This window comes from Stenotrophomonas sp. X, from assembly GCF_055721025.1.
Window position 1 is genome coordinate 253,286 of sequence record NZ_CM146756.1, and the last position, 14,879, is coordinate 268,164.

Below are 14,879 nucleotides of genomic sequence, written 5' to 3' on the forward strand. Positions count from 1 at the left end.
GCGGCAGCTGCATGAATCAAGCACGACAGAACCTGCGCTGCGGCGCCTGTGCGCGCCTGCTGGCCAGAGCGGCTGGCGACTACGACCTACAGATGAAGTGCCCCCGGTGTGGGGACATGAACCACATGAAGGCCCAGAGCCTCTCCACGGATCGCCGCGAGCGACACCACGAAGAAGGCTCTACCCATGAAGAACGAACTGATCCACGGCGATGCGCTGACCGTCCTGCCGACCCTGCCGGCCAACAGCTTCGACGCCCTCATCACTGATCCGCCATACGCCAGCGGCGGCACGCACGCCTCCGCCCGTCAGCGCAGTCCGAACGAGAAGTACATGCAGAGTGGTGGCCCGCACCTGCATGCCGACTTCCCGAGCGACGAACGCGACCAGCGTTCGCACCTGGCGTGGATGCACCTGTGGCTGGCGCAGTGCCACCGCGTCCTGCGCGATGGAGCCCCCGTGTTGCTCTTCACTGACTGGCGGCAGCTGCCTCTGACCACCGACGCGCTGCAATGCGCCGGCTTTACCTGGCGCGGTGTCGCGGTATGGGACAAGACAGGCGGCGTCCGGCCGCAGCGTGGCCGATTCTCCAACCAAGCCGAATACGTCGTGTGGGGTAGCAAGGGCGGGATGCCGCTGGACCGGGCGGCGCCCACGCTTCCGGGCGTGTTCCGCGAGGCGGTACGCAAAGCCGACAAGCATCACCTGACCGGCAAGCCGACCGACCTAATGCGGCAACTGGTACGCATCTGCGAGGAGGGTGGCCGCATCCTCGATCCCTTCGCTGGTTCGGGTACCACCCTGGTAGCCGCGGATGCTGAGGGCTATGCATGGACCGGCATTGAGATGACCCAACACTACTACGATGTTGCTAGCAGTAGATTGGGCGGTCACTGACCTCATGCCTTCAGGAAGGAAGGCCGCTTATCTGCGGCCTTCCCCTGTGCGTTCTAGATGCAGTGCTGGATGCATCTATCTGGTGAGAACCAAGATGGAGAAACTACAGCTTCGCGTCGTCGAAAGTGTCTCGCTGGTAACGGACCACTTGTGTTGGCAACCTCGTACTTCCGACCTGTGCTGAGCGATCCTACTCCGCCGATGTTAGCGGGCTGACTTCTGCCGGAAGCTTAATGAATCCATGGACAACTGAACCAAAGGCAGTGGGAAGCATCGTGGCGAAATTGTCTCCAGACATGATTTTGTAGAAGCCTGGCCGTACGGAAATTAGTCCTGCAGATTCAAGCTCACGGCAGGCCCTCTCTACAATGTAGAAGGGCAGGTCATGTCTGAAACAAGCCCGTAACGGTGTCTCAAAGTCAGATGGGGTGATTGCCCTATTATCCTTCCCCAGTCTTTCTACAACATCTGGCCGTCTCGCTGCATAAAACTGAAGCACTTTGATATGGATGCTGGTCATGTCCCTTAAGGCCGCAATTCGCATCTGATTGAAAGCCTCATCATCGCTGGCATTAAGGGCAACGTTGAGCATTGCAGCTCTCAGTGCATCAATTTTTTCCGGCTCTTTTGTCAGTAGTGCAATATGGGTCGTGCTGATAAGAGCTGAGGAGTAAGCCCCTGATTCAAAGAGTTCATCAGGCAGGCTTGACAGCTTGCCCTCGACAGCTCTCAGGTCATTGTGAACGTGATTGAAGAACTCCGACGCCCGCTTCTGGCTCGGTGACTGAAAGGCAATTTTTAGCATCCCGCTCGCGGCCGGTCCCACAACAGGGACCGCCTGAATGGCGGCATGCGCCGCTTCTACGACGATGTCGCTCGCCGTGAGTTTATTCATTAGGTTCGGATCACGATCAGGGCCCGAAACCGTGAGCGTTATGGTTTTTTCTTCCTTGGGCATAGCAATCTCCTTAGTAGTATTGCAAAAGCAAGAAGTCGTTCAGCAGTCCGGCGCTTTCATCCCTACACAAGGGTTAGCAGAGGGAGTGCAACCGCTCAGCGGCAACATCTGCGGTGTGGTCGGCCCTCGGAGCTAAAAGCTGAAAGGGATCTAGATAGCAGAGTATCGGTTCGCTTGGCTAGGCCGTACCCTTCCTAGGGTGATTTTTTCCCTGCCAGCCCACCGGAACCCATCTACGGGCGGCTTTCGTCATTCTTAGCCTCGCCGACTTCGCTAGGTGGTGGCCACCTCGCCTGGAATGCTCGGATCTTTTCGAGCAGCCGGCTCCCAATGTGATCCACTTCATGGCGTCTGCCCTCATCCGCCGTGAGGTTCAAACCGACGATGCCGCTCAGGAACGCTAGGACGGCAACGCGCCTAACCTTAAACGCCATGTCGTCCGGCCCGACCTGCGACTGCAGTGTGTCGCCGCCATCGTACAGATCGACTACCACGTTCCCACCGTGTACGAGGCTGTGCCAGTCCGGGACCTCGTCTGCAAGGTCGTTCAGCATGTCTGGCTCATCCGGGCAGATCCTGGGGCCGACGAGCCTAGCGATAAGTCGAGGGGTGATCTGCGTCGGGCTTCCAGGGTTGCTAGGCCAGGGGCGATGAGGAAGTAGGCCTTCATTGTGGAAGGTAGCCACCTCATCGTCGCTCGCCTCCAACGCAAAGAACGCTGCGCGCAGCCAGATTTCCAATAAAGGTCGCCATAAGGTGAGCACCACGATATGTGTGCGCATTGGCTCTGTGCGCAGAAGGTGGCAAATCGACCATGCGATGTCTAACGCGTAAACCAGCAGTCCGCCGACGACGACCCGTCGCTCGGTCCTTGGGCCGCCGGCACCGGCCGCCATTGCTGATCGAGTGTCTTCAACGAATTGCTGGGCATCGGTGGCGAGAGCCATCAACGATTCGCGTGGTGGGAGGCGACGCGAATGGTTGGGGGCCGGGGTCTGGGCGAGCGCTCGGCGTATCGCGTCCTGCAGTTCGTTCACGTGCAGCGTTCCTCAACCAGGGGTAGCAGCATAGCGCTCGGGGGCGCCGGCCCGTGCGCGCCTCTGAGCCTGCCGTGCGCACTCGTCTCCCCGCCACGCCTGCGCACTTCATAGGGTGCTTTTTCTGCACTCCCTGCAGCAAAGCCCAGCCCCGGCCCTGTATGGCGTTCTCCGGGGTTTCCAGCCAACGCCCGGCCCTGCGGTTCCCTGCGCGAGAGGGGCGCCTGCGAGGCCCTCTGCGGGCGTCCCCTGGCCCTTCTCGACAGGCCCGATTTTTCAGGTGACCACGGGAAAGAGGTAACCAGGTAACACGCGGCCTCGAACAGGTGCTAAGCCTCTGATTGCAAAATCATAAAGGTGGTTACCTTTTGAGGTGATAGGAGGTAATTTTCTGCGGCCTACAAAGTAATGTCATTGATTCCTAAGGAATTTTTACTCTGCCGATGTTACCTCCCCAAAAGGTAATCGGGTTACTCCAAGGTTACCCTATTGTTACCTTCATAAGGATAATATAAGAAGTTGATTTTAAAGGTTAATTTGCCTAACTCGATGGGCTGATTACCTTTGTTACCTCTTTCCCGTGGTCACCTCAAAAATTGCACTCTAGCGCGCGTAAGGGGGCCATCAGCTTCCCTGCCGCCGCACGCGCTCACGCCTGCAGCCCGCGCCCTTGTCGCAGCGTTTGCGACGCCCAGCCGTATCCTGCCGGCCATGCCGCTGCCCCCGACTTCTACTGGACGACGCGTTCTGCCAGCCTCCCGGACGATGCCCCCACGGTCATCGCTTGCAGCGGCGTGTGGGTAGTCGTACTGATGCAACGGGTGAACGACGGGATCTGGATCGCCAGTCTCGGCCGGCACCGGCATGGTCCCGGCGGGCCGTTCCGCTGGTGTACCAGCTACGAGCAGGGGCGGGCCGGCGCCGAGATGTGGGTGACCAGGCACGAGACCCGCCTGCGCGAGGATGTGGCCAAGATCGAGGCCTATCGAGAGGCGGTGCGGGCGAACAGGTTGAAGAAGCTGCACATCAAGCCACCCTTCGGCTGGCAGGCATGAAGCGCGCCTGCGCGAGGACGTGGCCAAGATCACGGCGCACCGGGAGGCCAGACGCGCGAACAGGTCGGCCAAGCTGCACATCCCGCCGCAGTTTGGCTGGATGGGATAAGCGGCATCACTCGGGACTGCCCCAACGCCCTGAAAGCAGGTGCAGCGAGAGAGGTCAGCGCGGTACGCCGGCTCATTCGCGACGATCGGGGAAACGACCTTGAGCTCAGGTTCTGGGAGAGGAGCCAATGAGGCTACCGAAGCCGATTCATCTCGCGTCTGATCTGCTGACACCGTTGCAGCATCAACTCGCCGGATCGAGCTCCAAGCCGGATGCCTCCGTCCGCTAGCAACGGATAGGTTTCCAGCCGCACGCGATAGGCTTCCTGCGAGGAGTAGCGTACTGCCCGATCACCGGACGCGAGAGGGGCCCCCGGCAAGCCTTCTTCCGTGATGAAGCCGTTGATCTGAAGTTGCGCGCATAGGCCCGCGTAGTAAGCGCTTCTTTCGTCCAGCGCTCGGGGATGCTTTGTAGCGTGGCCCAATGCATGAAGGCTCTCGTGCGCAACCAGGTCAACGAGATTCGCGAAGGTCTGATGTTGATCGCCGTAGACCGGTGACACAAGTGCGAGCGTCCTGCCCGTGGCAAAGCGGCCAAGCGATCTTGCCCGCGCTGCCGCAGAAGTGCCTTCCTGTACAAGAAGGATCCGATAGCTGTTCGATGCTGCCGGTATCCATGACTCGGATGAGGCAGCCGCCGCATCGACACGTGCGCAGGCATCTTCGGCGTTAATCGCAAGCCCATCCGCGATCTGTAGGTTGATCGTCCGCTTGGTGTGCGCGCAGCGGACGAGATAAGTAGTGCCTACGGCGTTCTGGCCAGGAAGCATGGAAGCCGTGTAGAAGTAGCGAAGAGGGCCTAGAGGGACGGAAACAACTTCAGTATATCCAGCTGAGGCAACGCCTTTCGGAGGTACGGTAGTCGCGCAGCCTGAAAGAACAATGGCGCAGACGCCGACCAGGAAGATTGCGATTTTGTGCATCTTGTCCCCACATGAGAGCGGGGGCTGATGCCCCCCGCTCCAGTCAATTAACAGGTACTACATTTCCATGCACAAATGCGGCGATGGATGATTGACACAGTCGCGTCCCTCAAATTCAAGATAATAACTAGCCTTAGTGATGCCCTCCTGTTTGGCTTGGCCGGCTATCACCTGAAGTCCGTTCCCATACGCTGAATGGAATGGAGCGAGATCGTACGACAACGAATCTCCACTGCCGACGTTGGAATAGATCCATGCATTCACGGCGGCAGGATCAGCGACCCGGATCACTGTCCCCGTTCGAATCCATGCGAAGGTTTGAGAGGCGCTGATTGCGCCGGTCGATGAATTCTTAACGCGAAGCACCACGCTGCCATTTGATGGATAGGGGATGGTGGAGCCTGACGTATCCAGTTCAAAGCTTGCCGCGTCTGGAAGTACGTCTAGCGTGGAGAGAAGGGAGTTGTATATTGATTTTTTCCCGCCACCATCACCCTCCCAAATCACCTCCATGCCAATCTTGCATTCGCCACCGCCCGTTTGCTTTCCACTGCATTCACCATAGGCCTTCATGGTTTTCATGGCACAGCCACTCAATATAAATGCCGTGCCTAGTGCGATAGCGGAAAGGGCTAAAGCCTTCGAGACTTTCACAGTCATACTAGATCTCTCCTTGGTCTAGGATTCGTGCAGCTTTCATCACGGCACATGGGATGCCGCAGCCAGTGATTATCACAAATATTAATGGATAATTGTGACGTTCATCACGCATTGGCGATTATTGCAATTTTTGCGTGAGGGCCGAATGAGGCCGGCATCCTGCTTGGCTAATCGCTAGGTAATCCAGTGAGCGCAGTCTGGCCTTCGCCTCCCGTTCTCGGTCCCAGGCGCCCCAAGCGCGTAGATGCAGGTGAACGCAGCGCAATGTCTGCGGTGGGGCAGCCGAAAGCTACAAGCGCTAGGCCTGGGAAAATTCTGTAGCGGAACCAACAGTGTCAGGTGTTCCACGACAACCAGTTAGGAAAAATAGAGGCCCTAAGTCATTGATTATATGAATTATTCTAACTGTCTTGTAAACAGTAGGTCATCCGTTCGATTCGGATAAGCGGCACCATCCCCATGAGTCAGCGCCTCTTTGCGCTGCTCCAGGTACTCGCCCAGTGGTTCGAAAGGCGGTGCACCCGGTGCCTCGGCAGTCTTACCTTGAGAATGATGGTCCGTCCTGCGCATGGACCTGCTGCGCTGACTGCTGTTCAAGATTTGCTGCCAATGAATCAGCGCGATGAAGTGACTCCGCTTCAGGCGCGCGAAGCGCGTCCATCGTATTCATGGTTCCACGGCGTTGGGCAGGATCGTCCATCGCTCCCTCGACGATGAATACTCTCTCGCCACGTGCAAGGGACTCTGTCGGGTTGTTCACTACGACGTGGTCAACTCTTGAAAGCCCTTGCTCCTTCGCGAGCACCAGCAAACTCGCGGACATGCGTTGGCTCGACTCATCCCACTGCTTCCCGCTCTCGGCATCCAGGCGTTCCACACCCGCTCTTATCTGCTTATAGAGAGAACGGTCAGCATCGCAGAGTTCAGCTACTGAGAAAGCCGCTCGTTGCAGCGAAAGTGAGTCGTCGGCGACCACGGCGACTCTTTCCGCAGCCGAAGTGCGCTCGGCGTCAAGTTCTGGCTCGGGCCTACGTCGACGCTGCGTGGGTGCTATGTGCTGATCATAGTGCGCGCCATAGTAAAGCTCGTATGTCGCATGAGGACCAACAGAAGGAGCCTCTGTTTTGAACACTTCAGCGATCTGCCCAAGCGCTTGGTTTCGATTGATCCGCCCGGCCTGGAGTTCAACGGCAATAGCTCCATACTGTTGTGGACGATTACCCGTGCCGGACACACCAATGTCCGGCCCACCAGCTGCAATGAGTTCACGCTGGACCTGGACATTACTGAGCGTCGCAGCTGCTTCTCCGCGTAGCAGGGTGTTTACATAGGATTGCTTGGACGTCGGATCGGGACGTTCAGTGAAGAGATGGTGCCCCACTTCATGGGAAAGAGAGCGCGCGATTCTGGGGCCTTGCCCAACCGCGTTCTCGTCAATAACGATCTTCTCACCCGGAACAAGATAGGTGCCCCTACCGGCTTGTCCCCAGACAACATCCAGATCGTCGCGCTCGGCCTGTGCGAGACCCGCTCGAAGTGTTGGGGATTTCGCCAGAAGCGGCGCCAACGAAGGGTCAGCCAACGGGGACTCCGGCCGACGTACGGGTCCTGGGCGAGGCCCGTCCTGCGGCTGCGGCAGTTCAGAGTCTTCAGTACGTTCCATGTTCGAGCTCCTGCCCAGGGGGTCAACGCTGACTGATCAATACGTGGGTCAATGTCGCATTGTCAGGGGCCAGAGTGAGTACAACCTCAGCACCGTTGACTGGCGCGGTCCAGTAGGGGAGGGAGTCAGGGGCATCAGGCCGAGGTGGATACTGCGCCGTTCCCTCCCAGATGACTTCTTTGAGCGCGACGCTCGGTGGCGCGACATCGAAGGTCAGCTTCGCCTGCGCAGGATTATCGACAGCACTTCTCAGTGTGATGTTCCGAACTTCAAGGCCGCCCAACATTCCACGTTCTGCGGTTCGCTCGTCTCTCAGGCCCTGCCGAGCCGGTTTTCCAAGATGCGTGTGAAGCTGTTCGTTCAATGCATCGATATCGCCAAAACGCACATTGGACAATCGCTCGATGCTGTTCTTGAATCGCTCCATACCAGCTTCACTCCCTGATTTGATGGCCTGTCTTTGATTCACATGATCTGATGGGGGCGACGTCGCGGCGCTCGAACATGCTGTCAGCACAAGCGCCGGAATAACGATCGCGAGGCGACGACGCGCTGCGATCCAGATGCGGCGCCGACGTCCGCGTTTTGATGAAGAATCGCATTTCTCGACCCACGCATCCATGAAAGCATCTCTCGCGCCAATGTCACGCTCTTGAATCTAGCACAGCATCTTTTGACTGCGGATTGGGTCCGTGATCCGTGCCTTGGGTGTGCGCCTGCATGTCCGAGCGGCATAGGCACATGCGCCGAGCATGATGTCGGCGCGGCGCCGGTCGCAAAGGCGGGGGGAACGAAAATGAAGAATCCGCCTTTCGCCGGTTTTCTCGCCCCAACCCGGTGAGTCAGCTCAATGTATGACGTGGGCAGATCCTTCGATCAACGCCGCACACACACTGCGACCACCGCAGCCTCAGCTACGCACCTGCAACGCCACATACTCCGCCAGGCCCCGGCAGGCCAGCATCAGTCCTTCGCGCGTGCCGTCACCGATGTCGTCTTTCTCTTCCCCGTCCACGCGCACGCGCTCGGCGGCGTGGTACAGCTCCAACAGCGACACCAAACCCACCGCAGCGCGGTCCCGGCGTGCGGCGGCCACGGCCTGGCCGGGTGTGCTGGCGGGCCCCGTCCACCGCTGTCCATCGGCGGCATCACCGGCGCGGATGCGCTGCAGGCAGCTGGGCAGGTTGATGGACGCAGGCGCTTCGTTCGCAGCGGCAAAAGCAGCTTCCAACGGCTGCGCCAGTTCGGGCGGCAGGCGCAGGGCGGCCTCGCCCAGGGTGGCGGTCAGGTACGGGTGGCAGGTTCTGGACATGCGGGCATCCTCGGCAGCAACAGAGATGCCACCGGAGAAGGGTGGCGGGCGATACGTGGTTTCCAATCCCGGGACTGAATGAGCCGGTGGGCACGAAGCCCCCACGCACCGCCCGCCGTCGATCGGCGAACGGATTGCCAGCCGGCGCCGCACCTGGGAAGGACGACGCCGGCTGGCAAGCGTATACAGCTTTCAGTCTTCGGGTTGGAAATCCCGGCCACCTCGCTGAAGGTGGCGATTCATCATGCGCAGGCGAAATCCCCGCCTGCCAGTCGTTTGTTTCGATGGCATCGGGCGATCTGAAAGGAAAAATGAATTATCGCGTTTGGCCTGTTTCGAGCAGTGCAAAGCCAGAAACGACAGTTCGTGCGGTGCCGCAGCCCACGACACATCCGGCTGTGACACCGCTGTCGCACCGCCCATCGCGGCCTACGACGTAAAGCTGGCTTAACCGCCCCGGCAGGGCTCCAAGAGCACCCTAGCAGACCTGAATCCCCCACGCGTGTCACCGGGTTCTTGCTATCCCTCACGGAAAGTCCGCCACGGCCCATCGCATACTGCCGCCACAGGCCCACCCCGGGCCCCTTCGGGATCCGATCATGCGTCGCCACGCCCTGCCGCTCGCCGCCGTACTGTTGTCCGCTGCGTTCGTGGCCCCGGCCATGGCCGCCGTGCCGTTCTTCAACGCCAGCTGCCTGGGCGGCATCGATGTGCACGCTGACGAAGGCGGGCCGGTCTACGTGCAGGGCCGCGAGGCCACGCTGAAACGCTTCAACGACCGCTATTTCGAAGCACGCGATGCCAACAGTGGTATCACGTTGTCGATCAGCCGCAGCGATGACGGCACGCCGCAGATCAGCTACACCGGCCGTGGCGGCGCCAATGGCATCTGCCAGGTCAGTGCCAGCGGAACGCCCGCGCCCGCCGCAAATGGCGCACACCCCCGCGAGGTTGCTACCGGCGACGCCGCGCTACCGCGCGAAGTCACCTGCGAATCCACTGATGAGCAGCAGGTGTCGTGCGATCTGAATACCCGCGGAAATGTGGAAATCGTGCGCCAGCTCAGCCGCACCCGCTGCGAGGAAGGCAAGAACTGGGGCCTGTCGCGGCACTCGGTGTGGGTCAATGGCGGCTGCCGCGCGGTGTTCCGCAATGTGTCTTCGGTGACCACCCCGGCGCCGGCAGGCGATACCGCGCTGGGTTCCTGCAACATGCGCAAGGGCGCGCAGGGCACGCTGGTGACTCAGATGCCGGTGGGTAGCGATTACCAGGAACTGATCATCGATTACCCCGATGGCCGCTTCCTGTGCATGATGCGCAACAACGGCCAGGTGCAGAGCCTGACGCCGGTTCGCCGCCGCGGCGGTTGAGGCGCTGCGGCGGCGTGTCCGAAGGGGGCAGCGCGGTGCGCGTTGCCCCAGTCCGGCTATTGCTGGTTCACCGGGTCATTTCCCTTCTTGTAGGAGTACCCGGTGACATCCCAGCCGCCGCCATGGCCGGATGAGGGTTCTACCCAGGTGAATTCCCACGTCTGGATGGAGCCGTCGGGAAGCAGGTTTTCCACCCGGTAGATCTCACCGGGAATGCCCTGGTCTGGCAGCTTTCCAGGAATCGATTCATCCGAGCGTGCAGACGCACGTCCTACGGAGACTGCCTGTCGTTCCACTTGTATGCTGCCGTAGCCCTGCGGGGCGAACGACGGCTTCACCCGCTGCGCCACCCAGTCGAGTACCTGGCGTGCGCCTGCCGTCTGCATGGGGTACGCGTCGGTGGTCACCGTATGCGTGATGCGTTGCGAGGGTGCACTGGCAGCGGCGGGAAACAGTCCGCCCAGGGCAATTGCCAGTACCGCAAGTCCATTGAGTGCATGTTTCATGCGCGTGGTGCTCCATGAGTGAGGAAGTGATGCGGCACCTTCAGGGTGCCGACGCAGCCTGGACACAACAGCAGCCTTGCGTAAGAGGCGAAACCGACCGGGATGTGAAGCGGGTCGCGGAAGGTTGAATGTCTGACGATCCAGCGCTGGAAAGCCTGACCGGTAAGGGCCACCCGTTCCTGGCGATCTTACCCTCGGCCTGCTGCACCGCCGCGAGTGGTGTCACACAGCTCTGGCTAGACTGTGCTTCTTTTTTCGCGCAGGAGGCACCCATGGCCCATCCCATTTCCGTATCCCTGATCGGCGTTCCCACCGATGTCGGTGCGGGCCATCGCGGTGCACGGCTGGGGCCGGAAGCGCTGCGCGTGGCGGGCCTGCCGGAGGCGCTGGAGGCGCGCGGCGTGGACGTGCGCGACGTGGGCAACCTGGATGGCCCGCGCAACCCCTGGACCGCGCCGGTGGAGGGCTACCGCCACCTGGATGAGGTGGTGGCCTGGAACCGCGCACTGATGGAAGCCAGCTACGCCGAGCTGCAGGCCGGGCGCATGCCGATCATGCTCGGTGGCGACCATTGCCTGGGCATCGGTTCGATCACCGCCGTCGCGCGGTGGTGCCGCGAGCAGGGGAAGAATCTGCGCGTGCTGTGGCTGGACGCGCATTCGGACTTCAACACCAGCGATGTCACGCCGTCGGGCAACATCCACGGCATGCCGGTGGCCTGCCTGTGTGGCCTCGGCCCGGACGCACTGACCCGCCTGGGTGGCAGCGCACCGGCGATCACCCCGGCGCAGATGCACCAGATCGGCATCCGCTCGGTGGACCCGGAAGAGAAGCGCCTGATCAAGACCCACAAGGTGGATGTCTATGACATGCGCTACATCGACGAGAACGGCATGAAACGCGCGGTGGAAGCGGCGCTGGCCGGCATCGATGAGAACACCCACCTGCATGTCAGCTTCGATGTCGACTTCCTCGACCCCAGCATCGCGCCGGGCGTCGGCACCACGGTGCCGGGCGGGGTGAACTACCGCGAGGCGCAGCTGGTGATGGAAATGATCGCCGATACCGGGCGCATGGGTTCGCTGGACATCGTCGAGCTCAACCCCTTGCTGGACAAGCAGAATGCCACCGCCGAACTGGCCGTGGACCTGGTCGAGAGCCTGTTCGGCAAGTCCACCCTGATGCGCGACTGACCGCCCCCCGCTGAACGGATCGCCGAACCGTTCACGCCCGCTCCACGCCCCTGCCGCCAGATTGCACTTCACGCGGCGGCAGTGGGCATTGGTGCCCTCCCGCCGAGCGAAAGAATCCCATCCGCGAATGAAGCGGTATAGCGGCGAACCCAAGGAGAAGCCCATGAAGCGCGTAGTTGCCCTGATGCTGTTGTCGATGTTCTCGGTGGCCCTGCTGGCCGGTTGCAACACCGTGGCCGGTGCCGGCAAGGACGTGCAGAAGGCCGGTGAAAAGGTTGAGGATGCCGCCAAGGGCCGTTGAGCCTGAAGTGGAACGGAAAGCCAAAAGGCCGGGGATATCCCGGCCTTTTTTTATGCGCGTCTTCCACACCGTTGGCGTGCAGGGGTAGTGAACCATTCAAGCAGGTGAGCGTGCATTTCATTGCCGGTTGACCGGTACTCAACAGCGACTGCGCGAAGCTGGAGCCACGGTAAGAACGCCGTTGCAACCAAGGACTCCCAGCAATGAACAAAGACATCATTTCCGGCAAGTGGTCGCAGCTGAAGGGCAAGGCCCAGGCCAAGTGGGGCGATCTGACCAACGACGATTTCGATGTGGCCGAAGGCAATGCCGAATACCTGGCCGGCCGCCTGCAGGAACGTTATGGCTGGGCCAAGGACCGCGCGGAGAAGGAAGTGCGTGAGTTCCAGGACGCGGTGAGCAAGGACTACCCGGACTACAAGTAAGCGCTTCGGTTTCCCCCACAACACGACGCCCGCACCGTGAGGTAGCGGGCGTCGTGTTGTCTGCGCGGGACGATCAGCGGGCCGGCGGGTCCGGCACGTAGCGGTTGGGGAAGGCCTGCGGTTCGCGCGGCAGGCGCGAGGGCGCATCGACCAGGATGCCGCGCGCACGCAGGTTGCGGGCGCTGTCGTAGCGCAGCTGCAGAACCTGCGCCGGGCTGCGGCTGGCCCGTTCGAAGTCGGTATCGCGCACCGAAGAGTGTTCACGTGCGCCGTGGCCGGTGCCCAGCGCTGGCGCCTGTGACTTGCTGGCATAGCCCTCGATGCGGCTGGCACTGGCGTCGGCGGCAGCCTCGGCTTGCGCGGTCGGTGCCGGCAGCGGCACGCCACGTCGCAGGATCGGCTGCGGGTACCAGCGACGCGCCTCCTCGAACACCGCCACCCCGACCACGCCGATGTTGCCCGGGCGGCCGGTGCGGCTGGCATAGCTGCCGCTGGGGCTGCTGAACACGAACTGCGCCACTTCGTCCTGGCTCTTGCGCCAGCCGGTGATGTCGGCGCGCTGGCCGGGATTGAGCACGTAGCCGGTCTGCGAGGGATCGGCATCCTCGCCGGAGATGGCGTTGACGCCGTCCACCGACAGCACCACCAGCACCCGGCGCGGGCTGTCGTTGTACAGGCGCACGGCGTAGCGGTGGCCGCGCTCGCCGGCCACCCAGCGCTGGCCCTCGGCGGAGTAGCTGCGCAGTTCGGTACCGCGGTCGCGGTCGACCAGGGCCATGCGTACGCGGCCGCCGTCGTACACCGGTGGCGGCATGGGCGCCGGGCGGAAGCCGGCCAGGGGCAGGATCAGCAGCAGGGGCAGCAGGCGTTTCATCGGGCGTCTCCAGCGGGGTTGGGTGAATGAACGCGCCGCGGGCCCTGACGGGGTTGGTGGCGTGCAAGGTAAACTGGCCCCGTTCATCGAAGGTTACCCCACGCAGTCATGACGACCCGAGTCCTTACCGGCATCACCCCCTCCGGCACGCCCCACCTGGGCAACTACGTTGGCGCCATCCGTCCGGCCATCGCGGCCAGCCGCGCGCCGGGGATCGAGAGCTTCTTCTTCCTGGCCGACCTGCACAGCCTGATCAAGTCGCAGGACCCGCAGCGCACCCAGCGCGCGACCCTGGAGATCGCGGCCAGCTGGCTGGCCTGTGGCCTGGACCCGGAACACGTGTGGTTCTACCGCCAGAGCGACATCCGCGAGACCACCGAGCTGATGTGGTTCCTGACCGCCATCGCCAGCAAGGGCATCCTCAACCGCGCGCACGCCTACAAGGCGGCGGTGGACAAGAACCGCGAGGAAGGCGTGGACGAGGATGCAGGCGTCAGCGCCGGCCTGTTCATGTACCCGGTGCTGATGGCCGCCGACATCCTGATCTTCAAGGCCAACCAGGTACCGGTGGGCCGTGACCAGATCCAGCACATCGAGATGGCGCGCGATTTCGCCCAGCGCTTCAACCACGTGTACGGCAGGGAGTATTTCCCGCTGCCGGACGTGGTGATCGACGAGCAGGTGGCGACGCTGGCGGGCCTGGATGGCCGCAAGATGAGCAAGAGCTACCACAACACCATCCCGCTGTTCGTGCCGCGCGAGGAGCTGAAGAAGCTGGTGTTCTCGATCCTGACTGACTCGCGCGCGCCGGGCGAGCCGAAGGACACCGAGGGCTCGGCGCTGTTCCAGATGTACCAGGCCTTCGCGACCCCGGAGCAGACCGCGGAATTCGCCAGGGCCTTTGCCGCCGGCATCAGCTGGGGCGACGCCAAGCAGCAGCTGTTCGAGCGCATCGACAGCGAGCTGTCGCCGCTGCGCGAGCGCTACAACGCGCTGATGGCCGAGCCGGAGAAGATCGAAGCGCTGCTCAAGCGCCGTGGCCAGCAGCTGCGCGAGCAGTTGGCGGCACCGCTGCTGGACGAGCTGCGCTATGCGGTGGGCCTGCGTGACCTGTCCAGTGCCGGTGACATCGCCAGCGAAGATGCCGGCGTGGCCCGCGTGGCGCCGCCGCAGTTCAAGCAGTACCGGGAAAAGGATGGCCGGTTCTACTTCAAGCTGACCGCTGGTGACGGCACGCTGCTGATCCAGAGCGAAGGCTTCGATTCGCCACGTGATGCGGGCCAGCTGATCGCGGTGATCAAGCAGGCCGAGCAGGGCGACCAGCTGCAGAGCGAGCTGTTCAAGCTGGACGCCGAGGTGGACGCGGTACTGGCCGCCCTGGCCGCGCTGCGCGAAGCGGCCTGATCGCCGGGCCTGCCCCTGCCCTTTGTAGAGTCGAGCCATGCTCGACTCGGCTCCGCTTCTGTAGAGCCGAGCCCATGCTCGGCTGGGTAGCAAAGCAGCCGAGCATAGGCTCGGCTCTACAGGGAAGCCCCCGCCGGCACGACCGTGGCACAGCACCCATGGCATGATGTCCGCGCGCCTCTGGCGCGATGAC

General features: G+C 62.0%; 17 protein-coding genes. 8 read left to right on the forward strand and 9 right to left on the reverse strand.

The genetic code is table 11. The annotated features are described in order from the left end of the window. Positions 1–11: 11 nt before the first annotated feature. Together ACZ75I_RS01110 and ACZ75I_RS01115 are read left to right on the forward strand one after the other, a co-directional pair. Positions 12–269, forward strand: a complete 258-nt coding sequence (locus ACZ75I_RS01110; RefSeq protein ID WP_099495456.1) for a Com family DNA-binding transcriptional regulator — start codon at positions 12–14, stop codon at positions 267–269. Beyond that, the gene (locus tag ACZ75I_RS01115) at positions 187–897 is read left to right on the forward strand and encodes a DNA-methyltransferase (RefSeq protein WP_099495457.1); all 711 of its coding nucleotides are present in this window, start codon (positions 187–189) and stop codon (positions 895–897) included. The genes ACZ75I_RS01110 and ACZ75I_RS01115 overlap by 83 nt, the downstream gene beginning before the upstream one ends. Before the next feature lie 190 nt (positions 898–1,087). Here the strand turns inward: ACZ75I_RS01115 and ACZ75I_RS01120 are convergent, their stop codons facing one another. Together ACZ75I_RS01120 and ACZ75I_RS01125 are read right to left on the reverse strand one after the other, a co-directional pair. After that, a complete protein-coding gene (locus ACZ75I_RS01120; protein ID WP_143566429.1) occupies positions 1,088–1,855 on the reverse strand; it encodes a hypothetical protein in 768 nt (255 codons plus the stop codon). A gap of 233 nt (positions 1,856–2,088) precedes the next feature. Then, a complete protein-coding gene (locus tag ACZ75I_RS01125) occupies positions 2,089–2,892 on the reverse strand; it encodes a hypothetical protein (RefSeq protein WP_143566428.1) in 804 nt (267 codons plus the stop codon). An 821-nt stretch (positions 2,893–3,713) separates the two neighbouring features. On the opposite strand from ACZ75I_RS01125, the gene ACZ75I_RS01130 reads away from it, so the two are divergent. Next, positions 3,714–3,947, forward strand: coding sequence for a hypothetical protein (locus ACZ75I_RS01130; RefSeq protein WP_241896215.1), 234 nt, complete (start codon positions 3,714–3,716; stop codon positions 3,945–3,947). A 242-nt stretch (positions 3,948–4,189) separates the two neighbouring features. On the opposite strand, the gene ACZ75I_RS01135 is transcribed toward ACZ75I_RS01130, so the two are convergent. The 5 genes from ACZ75I_RS01135 to ACZ75I_RS01155 all read right to left on the reverse strand — a co-directional run bounded on the left by ACZ75I_RS01135 (position 4,190) and on the right by ACZ75I_RS01155 (position 8,613). Continuing rightward, positions 4,190–4,978: a hypothetical protein gene (locus tag ACZ75I_RS01135; RefSeq protein WP_143566427.1), complete on the reverse strand. Its 789-nt coding sequence runs from the start codon at positions 4,976–4,978 to the stop codon at positions 4,190–4,192. Between the two features lie 57 nt (positions 4,979–5,035). Continuing rightward, on the reverse strand, positions 5,036–5,638 hold the full coding sequence (locus ACZ75I_RS01140; protein WP_143566426.1) for a hypothetical protein: 603 nt from the start codon (positions 5,636–5,638) through the stop codon (positions 5,036–5,038). Positions 5,639–6,176: 538 nt separating this feature from the next. Continuing rightward, positions 6,177–7,301 carry an XVIPCD domain-containing protein gene (locus tag ACZ75I_RS01145; RefSeq protein WP_099495459.1) on the reverse strand — a complete coding sequence of 375 codons (1,125 nt, stop codon included), beginning with the start codon at positions 7,299–7,301 and terminating at the stop codon, positions 6,177–6,179. Between the two features lie 22 nt (positions 7,302–7,323). Further along, positions 7,324–7,923 (reverse strand): hypothetical protein, encoded by a 600-nt coding sequence (locus ACZ75I_RS01150; RefSeq protein ID WP_143566425.1) that lies wholly within the window; start codon positions 7,921–7,923, stop codon positions 7,324–7,326. Between the two features lie 288 nt (positions 7,924–8,211). Then, on the reverse strand, positions 8,212–8,613 hold the full coding sequence (locus tag ACZ75I_RS01155; RefSeq protein WP_447906594.1) for a hypothetical protein: 402 nt from the start codon (positions 8,611–8,613) through the stop codon (positions 8,212–8,214). Between the two features lie 599 nt (positions 8,614–9,212). On the opposite strand from ACZ75I_RS01155, the gene ACZ75I_RS01160 reads away from it, so the two are divergent. After that, positions 9,213–9,983, forward strand: coding sequence for a DUF3011 domain-containing protein (locus tag ACZ75I_RS01160; RefSeq protein ID WP_472958593.1), 771 nt, complete (start codon positions 9,213–9,215; stop codon positions 9,981–9,983). Between the two features lie 56 nt (positions 9,984–10,039). On the opposite strand, the gene ACZ75I_RS01165 is transcribed toward ACZ75I_RS01160, so the two are convergent. Further along, complete coding sequence (locus tag ACZ75I_RS01165; RefSeq protein ID WP_099488055.1) at positions 10,040–10,489, reverse strand: hypothetical protein; 450 nt, start codon at positions 10,487–10,489, stop codon at positions 10,040–10,042. A 272-nt stretch (positions 10,490–10,761) separates the two neighbouring features. Between ACZ75I_RS01165 and rocF the strand changes: the two genes are divergently transcribed. The 3 genes from rocF (at position 10,762) to ACZ75I_RS01180 (ending at position 12,408) form a co-directional block, all read left to right on the forward strand. Then, complete coding sequence (gene rocF, locus ACZ75I_RS01170) at positions 10,762–11,682, forward strand: arginase (protein ID WP_005420594.1); 921 nt, start codon at positions 10,762–10,764, stop codon at positions 11,680–11,682. A gap of 163 nt (positions 11,683–11,845) precedes the next feature. Next, the gene (locus tag ACZ75I_RS01175; protein WP_005407710.1) at positions 11,846–11,983 is read left to right on the forward strand and encodes an entericidin A/B family lipoprotein; all 138 of its coding nucleotides are present in this window, start codon (positions 11,846–11,848) and stop codon (positions 11,981–11,983) included. 203 nt (positions 11,984–12,186) lie between these two features. Then, a complete protein-coding gene (locus ACZ75I_RS01180) occupies positions 12,187–12,408 on the forward strand; it encodes a CsbD family protein (RefSeq protein WP_004153772.1) in 222 nt (73 codons plus the stop codon). A 73-nt stretch (positions 12,409–12,481) separates the two neighbouring features. Here ACZ75I_RS01180 and ACZ75I_RS01185 read toward each other — a convergent pair whose 3' ends face one another. Next, complete coding sequence (locus ACZ75I_RS01185) at positions 12,482–13,282, reverse strand: hypothetical protein (RefSeq protein WP_472958594.1); 801 nt, start codon at positions 13,280–13,282, stop codon at positions 12,482–12,484. 108 nt (positions 13,283–13,390) lie between these two features. Between ACZ75I_RS01185 and ACZ75I_RS01190 the strand changes: the two genes are divergently transcribed. Beyond that, entirely contained in the window at positions 13,391–14,686 is a 1,296-nt protein-coding gene (locus ACZ75I_RS01190; RefSeq protein WP_346476294.1) for a tryptophan--tRNA ligase, read from the forward strand. Positions 14,687–14,879: the final 193 nt, after the last annotated feature.

Coding starts and splice junctions, on each gene's coding strand:
- ACZ75I_RS01115 (WP_099495457.1), top strand. CDS start 187: ATGAAGAACGAACTGATCCACGGCGATGCGCTGACCGTCCTGCCGACC.
- rocF (WP_005420594.1), top strand. CDS start 10,762: ATGGCCCATCCCATTTCCGTATCCCTGATCGGCGTTCCCACCGATGTC.
- ACZ75I_RS01120 (WP_143566429.1), bottom strand. CDS start 1,855: ATGCCCAAGGAAGAAAAAACCATAACGCTCACGGTTTCGGGCCCTGAT.
- ACZ75I_RS01185 (WP_472958594.1), bottom strand. CDS start 13,282: ATGAAACGCCTGCTGCCCCTGCTGCTGATCCTGCCCCTGGCCGGCTTC.
- ACZ75I_RS01155 (WP_447906594.1), bottom strand. CDS start 8,613: ATGTCCAGAACCTGCCACCCGTACCTGACCGCCACCCTGGGCGAGGCC.
- ACZ75I_RS01175 (WP_005407710.1), top strand. CDS start 11,846: ATGAAGCGCGTAGTTGCCCTGATGCTGTTGTCGATGTTCTCGGTGGCC.
- ACZ75I_RS01140 (WP_143566426.1), bottom strand. CDS start 5,638: ATGACTGTGAAAGTCTCGAAGGCTTTAGCCCTTTCCGCTATCGCACTA.
- ACZ75I_RS01180 (WP_004153772.1), top strand. CDS start 12,187: ATGAACAAAGACATCATTTCCGGCAAGTGGTCGCAGCTGAAGGGCAAG.
- ACZ75I_RS01165 (WP_099488055.1), bottom strand. CDS start 10,489: ATGAAACATGCACTCAATGGACTTGCGGTACTGGCAATTGCCCTGGGC.
- ACZ75I_RS01160 (WP_472958593.1), top strand. CDS start 9,213: ATGCGTCGCCACGCCCTGCCGCTCGCCGCCGTACTGTTGTCCGCTGCG.
- ACZ75I_RS01150 (WP_143566425.1), bottom strand. CDS start 7,923: ATGGATGCGTGGGTCGAGAAATGCGATTCTTCATCAAAACGCGGACGT.
- ACZ75I_RS01145 (WP_099495459.1), bottom strand. CDS start 7,301: ATGGAACGTACTGAAGACTCTGAACTGCCGCAGCCGCAGGACGGGCCT.
- ACZ75I_RS01110 (WP_099495456.1), top strand. CDS start 12: ATGAATCAAGCACGACAGAACCTGCGCTGCGGCGCCTGTGCGCGCCTG.
- ACZ75I_RS01190 (WP_346476294.1), top strand. CDS start 13,391: ATGACGACCCGAGTCCTTACCGGCATCACCCCCTCCGGCACGCCCCAC.
- ACZ75I_RS01135 (WP_143566427.1), bottom strand. CDS start 4,978: ATGCACAAAATCGCAATCTTCCTGGTCGGCGTCTGCGCCATTGTTCTT.